General features: G+C 58.8%; 5 protein-coding genes and 1 pseudogene. 4 read left to right on the forward strand and 2 right to left on the reverse strand.

The features are described from left to right. The coding region (locus FS320_RS48875; protein WP_244626992.1) for a DUF6429 family protein at positions 1-144 on the reverse strand (144 nt) is incomplete at its 3' end. Between the two features lie 30 nt (positions 145-174). Between FS320_RS48875 and FS320_RS36320 the strand changes: the two genes are divergently transcribed. The 4 genes from FS320_RS36320 to FS320_RS51100 all read left to right on the forward strand — a co-directional run bounded on the left by FS320_RS36320 (position 175) and on the right by FS320_RS51100 (position 5,836). Beyond that, complete coding sequence (locus tag FS320_RS36320; protein WP_338105632.1) at positions 175-669, forward strand: histidine phosphatase family protein; 495 nt, start codon at positions 175-177, stop codon at positions 667-669. A gap of 279 nt (positions 670-948) precedes the next feature. Continuing rightward, entirely contained in the window at positions 949-2,763 is a 1,815-nt protein-coding gene (locus tag FS320_RS36325; protein WP_192926386.1) for a CHASE2 domain-containing protein, read from the forward strand. A 281-nt stretch (positions 2,764-3,044) separates the two neighbouring features. After that, a complete protein-coding gene (locus FS320_RS36330; protein ID WP_152717201.1) occupies positions 3,045-4,796 on the forward strand; it encodes a glycosyltransferase family 39 protein in 1,752 nt (583 codons plus the stop codon). Positions 4,797-5,587: 791 nt separating this feature from the next. Beyond that, positions 5,588-5,836 carry a DUF6894 family protein gene (locus FS320_RS51100; protein ID WP_420846823.1) on the forward strand — a complete coding sequence of 83 codons (249 nt, stop codon included), beginning with the start codon at positions 5,588-5,590 and terminating at the stop codon, positions 5,834-5,836. Here the strand turns inward: FS320_RS51100 and FS320_RS36335 are convergent. Then, a pseudogene (locus FS320_RS36335) lies at positions 5,796-5,937 on the reverse strand (ATP-binding protein); the annotation flags it as partial. The gene FS320_RS51100 and the pseudogene FS320_RS36335 overlap by 41 nt on opposite strands.

Consider the following 5,937-nt stretch of genomic DNA (forward strand, 5'->3'; position numbering starts at 1 on the left):
GACTGGGTCGCCGATCAAGCCCTTCTTGTGAAGCCGATCCGTCGTTGCCCAGTCGAAGCCCTTCCAGGCACAACGCTCGTTATGCAGCGTCAGCCATAACAGCGCCAAAACGGCATCGTCGATCTTGTCCTCATCGATCTCCATGAACCGACGTTACCACGCGCGGCACCCAAAATCCCGCGGCCCCGCTCGGATGGATACAATCCGGGCAAGCTCTCGGCCGTTTGGGCGAGCACGGAAACCAAAGCGATCGAAGCAGCCGGCATCCTGGCGGCCCAGTTCAGCCTTCCTGTCCTCGTTCATCATGGGCTACATGAGAATGACCGCAGTGCAACCGGGTTTCTTCCACCACCCGAATTTGACCGGATGGCGGATGCCTTCTTCGCCAGGCCGGACGAGAGCGTGCGGGGATGGGAGCGCGCTGTGGATGCACAGGCCAGGGTCGCTACGGCCGTGGATGACATCCTTCAGAGGTTTTCGGGTGAGAACATCGCGTTTATCTCCCATGGTGGCGTCGGCACGTTGCTGCTGTGCAAGTACCTTGGGATCCCGATCTCCCGTACTGCTGACCAACCGTTCCAGGGACACTTCTGGGCCTTCGATGTTGCGACCCGCCGAGTGCTCCATCGCTGGCGCGAGATTGCACCACAGGAGATGGTGGTTTCATAAACGCCGGCACCGTCCGCACACGGCCTCCAGGCTTGTCGAGACGATCAAGGCCCCCCTGGAACGCCTGCAGAGGTTCGGAGCAAGCCAGCTTCGGCACCATGTAGCAGGGTTGCATTGATGTGAGCGGGCGATCTCTCTGCGGGGATCGAGCCATTGGTTAGGTGTGGTGTCGAGGCTATCGGCCATGGTGGAACGCTGCTGCCCAAGGGTGGCACAGCGAGTGCCACCGGATCGGCCGGCTGTCAGCCAACGTGGGAGGGAACGCGGTGGGCCGGAGGTGTGGCCTTTGACATCATCTTTGCTGAGCCCGACCGAACATCGCCTTCCCGCTACATCGACCAACTGGATCTCGACGATGCTGGGATGGGGCAGCAAGCCTACACGCAGTTGCGGCGGCTTCCTGATCACGATCAGGTTCTAGCGGAGGCCATGGCTACGGTCCCGGTCGTTGTGGGCTTTGCTACCACCGAGAGGCCGAACGACCGTCGCCCCATGCGCAAGGCTGGTTTCGCCTTTGCCGGTACGGTCCCCACTGCCATTCTGCCGCCCTTCCAGGGCAGTGTCACCAGCCTCCCCCTGTTTGATGAGGCGGCGCGAGGGGCTGCTAGCCTGAGTTTGGGACAGGACAGTGCGTCCGGCATCGTGAGACAGATCCCGCTGCTCCTCTCCGATGGCCGGCAGATCTATCCGGGATTGGCCCTCGAGGCTCTCCGCGTGGCGCAAGGGGCAACCTCGATCACAGTGCGCAGCACCGGCGCCAGCGGGGAGCAGACCTCCCGGCCACCCGCCCTGGTCGAGCTGCGGGTTGGCCAGTTCACGGTGCCGATGACCGCCGAGGGGGAGCTCTTCCTGCGGTTTGGCCGAAACCGCCCCGAGCGGCTGGTCTCGGCACGCGATGTGCTCGACCCAGACCGACACCAATCGATCCGGTCACGGATTGAAGGCCATATCGTATTCATCGGCACCTCCGCGGCCGGCCTGCATGACCGCCGGGTGACGCCTCTGGCGGAGTCTGTCGCTGGTGTCACCATCCATGCCCAGGCGGTGGAGCAGATTATTGCGCAGGACTTCCTCCGCCGGCCTGACTGGGCCAAGGGTCTTGAGATCCTCCTGACGATCGGCGCGGGAGGGTTCGTGGCGCTTTTGCTCGGACGGCTCAGTGCCCGTTATGCGGCCGTGGTGATGATTGGAGCCATTGCGGCGCTGTTCGGTGGCGCGTGGCTTACGTTTTCCCGATTGAGCTTGCTGGTTGATCCACTCTACCCCTCCCTCGGCGCAGTGGCAGTTTATCTCGCGGTCACATCCCTTCTGTATCTGACCACCGATCGCGAGAAGCGGTTCGTGAGACAGGCCTTCAGTCGCTATCTGGCGCCCGAACTCCTCCAGAAGCTGGAGGCCGCACCAGATCAGTTGCGCTTGGGCGGCGAAATCCGGCCGATGACCATTCTCTTTATGGATGTCCGGGACTTCACGCCGATCTCCGAACGCCTCTCCCCTGAGGCCCTGATCCGGTTCCTGAATACGCTGTTTTCGCCGCTGACCGAGGCGATTCAGGAATGCCACGGCGTGGTGGATAAATACATCGGCGACTCGATCATGGCGTTCTGGAACGCCCCCGTTGAGGTGCCCAACCACGCCGCACTCGCTTGCTCAGCCGCTCTCAAAATGCAAGCGATCGTTGATCATCTCAATGCGACCGATGCCTTCGGACTCAGGTCAGGAGAGGCCCCCGAGTTGATCGTTCACATTGGGATCGGTCTCAACACAGGAGAGGCCTGTGTCGGCAATATGGGCTCGGAGAATCGCTTTAACTATTCCGTGGTCGGCGATGCTGTAAACGTGGCGGCGCGGATCGAGTCGAGCTGCAAGGGCGCAGGCGCGCCGATCCTGATATCGGAAGAAGCCGCAAGAGAAGTTGAAGGATTTGCGGTTCTAGAGGCAGGTCTGGTGCCGTTGAAGGGCAAGTCAAAGCCAATGAAGCTGTTTGCCCTGGTTGGCGATCCTGCTGTGGCGCGAACATCCGCCTTCCAGGAACTGGCCCGGGACCATCATCGCCTGTTGGCAGCGCGCTGTTATATTTGGTCTAACCAATGAGCGGATTTGTTCGGGACCGTCCACTCGGTGCGTTCGTGGTATTGAACTGGGATCGAAGGCCAAGAGAAGGCGGAGGGACACCCAGACGAGCCGACAGCTAGCCTGGCGTTAGAGGTCGTTGCTAGATCCAATGGCGGCGAGCCATGGAACTGTGGCAGTACTCCTTTTGAGCAATGGCAAGAAACCGCAAACTGGTGCCAAAACCATTCACGAGCAGCGGGAAATCCTATCAGGCTCCAAGCTGCCTACAGGCGACGACTTAAGAGCTAGGCTGCCCACCTATGGTTCCCTCCAGCACCTTCGCTCGGCTCAACGCAAAACGCGTGCTTGGGCCATCCATAGGAGAGTTATCAGCGCTTTTCGGCATTCTCGCAGGAGCAACACTCCTGCGCTTGATTGGTCTCGATGACCTTCCTCTGTGGTCTGACGAAGCACTCACAATCGTGCAATCGCAGTGGTCGGTGTCCGAGATGGTTCGCTATCCCACTGATCCGACCCCTTTCCTGTATTACTGGCTGCACAGCCTGCTGTTCAACCCGGACGACTCCGCAGCGGTGATGCGCAGCCTCTCCGTTGCCGCTGGTGTTGTTTCCGTCGCGCTCATGTACGTCCTCGCCCGGCTCTGCTTCGACGCGAAGTTTGCCCTTTTCGCAGCTGCCCTTCTGGCAGTCTGGACTTCGCATGTCGGATTCAGCCAGGAAGCTCGCCAGTACAGTTTGCTGTTCGCCCTCACCCTCCTAACCAGCGTCGGCTTGGTCACGTATGGCAATGCACTCGCTGATCCTACGAGAACGGACGTAGCCAAGACTGGTCGCAGGCGGCTTGGGCTTCTTCTGTTCTGCATAGGCAATGTGTTCAGCTGGTACTCACATGCGACCGCGGCAATCTGGATCGCTTCAACGAGCATCCTCCTCCTTGTGACCGCCCGTAGCAATCTAACAAAAGAAACTCACCTCAAGGAAGTCACCGTTACATACGTTGCGATGGCGGTTTGCTCGATTCCTGGCCTCGTCTGGATATACGCGGGGCACCGGTACGGACATGAGCATGTTGAATGGCTGCAACAGCCTGGACCTGTCCAAGTTATCAGCCGAGTTGGCGAGATCTACTTCCCCAACGGCTTCTGGAATTTTCCGTGGACTTCCGACCCGGCAAAGCGCTTGGAGATCAAATCGATTGTCTTAGTCGCGTGCAGCATATGCCTGATTGTGGGAGGGGTGAAGGCACTCCCCTCATTGATGGCCAAGCCCCCAGAGCATCGACTTGCCTATCTCCTGATCTTCTCATATCTCGCGGTTCCAATTCTCCTCTGGGCAATAGGACTCGTCACGCTCCCAGTCCTTCTCGCACGAACCGTCCTCTACAGCTTGCCGGGCTTTATTCTTCTCGTTGGTCTTCTGGTCTCGTTTAACGGCAGATGGGCCGTCTGGGTATCCGGCAGCATCCTTTTCGCCTTCCTTATCTCAACAATCCTGGAAATTGCTGGGCGTGAAAAGGACGATTATCGAGGAGCAGCCGCATTCCTTGCTGCTCATGTGCGCTCGGGCGATGTTATTCTCGTCTGTCCGGCTTATGACTACCCGGGGCTGCGTCATGCTTCTAGGACAATCATCCCTGCTCCCGTACTCACGGTAAGGACCAACCAGCATTTCCTAGAGCTTGAACCCGCACTCGGGTCGAATCCGCAATGGGCGGAGAGCTTCCGACGCCTGGTTCAAATTCCGGAATTGGAGAGCCGGTTAGGGGAGCAATTGTACCAAGAGGCAGCAGCCTACCCGGAGCGCTCGACCTCAGCCTTGCTCAGAATTGCTCCAGGCGCTTCAGTATGGCGCTTCGACGGACGGTGTGAAGATTTCTGGTCACAGGATGACGCCCGTACTCTTACAGATAGAGCACTCGACAAGTATACAATTGACCCAGCTCTCGGGTGGAAGCAGGTGAGCCGTGTGGACGGAAAGATTCGTCTTCAGATCAGCCATTACGCGGCACCCAAAGGAGGCACGTTATCGGTAAGCACACAATCGGCTCCTTGAACGGGTGACTTTCCGGACGGACCGCTCCCCATCCGAGCAATCACATCGGTGACTTGCATTGTCATGAACCGAAAGAAAACGCCGTGATGGGCCGCCTGTAAGTCAGCAGATCTATCGCCGCCTGCGTGAGACACCTACTACTTAAGGTGAGGCAATGCGAAACTGTGCCTATAATTGTCGACTTGACGACATTCAGTAACAACACGGTGATACGCCGTAAGACCGTTCTGGTCCGACTTTACGGCTAAGCCTGAGCCCGACACCTCAAATGAGGTGCGACGGATGCCGTTGGGCTTTCACAAGCCTTGCGCGGGATCGATCAAAAGTCTGCCCGCCTTTCAACGCTCGTATTGCACTAAATTGGGCGGGTGTCACTGCCCTCGGGTAGCCCAAGGCATGAGCGGACCAGGTTGAGTGTATCGAGGGGATCGGACCTAAGACAACCCAAACGAACAGACAGAAACTCGCCCAGATCGAGTCAACTCCTCTGAATGCCTCTCCGGGCGAGTGATGATGTAGAGCAAGAGAGCAGGTACTCTGATGGCCGGACCGTGCACATGGGACAAACTGTGGCGCGGGTAGTCTTTTGGTGCAGACAACCTCAGCCGCTGCTTTGTGCCCCCCCTGAAGTACGTGTCTGACAGGCGAAACAGAACGTTTACTCATCCCAGAGCAGGATGCATGCACCGGGTGCGTTGCATATCTCCCATAGCACGCTCAATGGAATGGCGAACACCGCGCACATTTGAGTGTTATGGCTTCCATCCGCCATCCGCAGTGGGGACACAGCCATGCCTCTTTACTACTTCGACATTCGCGAGGGATTGCGATTTCGGCCTGATCTTACCGGTGAGGCGTTCGAGGACTTAGTGAGTGCCAAAGGCCATGCTGTGCACCTCGCCGGAGAAATTGCCCAGAAGATGCTGTCAAGCGACACCGAGATTTACGAGATAAGGCGACATCCAGTTTTACGACGGCTCAAGCGTGAGCCCGCTGGAGAGCCTCCTCCAGATCCCGCAGGCGATAGCTGCGCCCCTTGATGTTGAGAACATGCGCTCGGTGCAGCAGGCGGTCGAGGATGGCCGTGGCCAGCACCTCGTCGCCGGCCAGCAGCTCGGTCCACTCCCGGATGCTCTTGTTC

Source organism: Microvirga tunisiensis (genome assembly GCF_009296175.1).
Classification (GTDB): domain Bacteria; phylum Pseudomonadota; class Alphaproteobacteria; order Rhizobiales; family Beijerinckiaceae; genus Microvirga; species Microvirga tunisiensis.

Excerpts from the sequence above, each read along its gene's own strand:
- FS320_RS36330 (WP_152717201.1), top strand. The coding sequence starts at position 3,045 with ATGGTTCCCTCCAGCACCTTCGCTCGGCTCAACGCAAAACGCGTGCTT.
- FS320_RS51100 (WP_420846823.1), top strand. The coding sequence starts at position 5,588 with ATGCCTCTTTACTACTTCGACATTCGCGAGGGATTGCGATTTCGGCCT.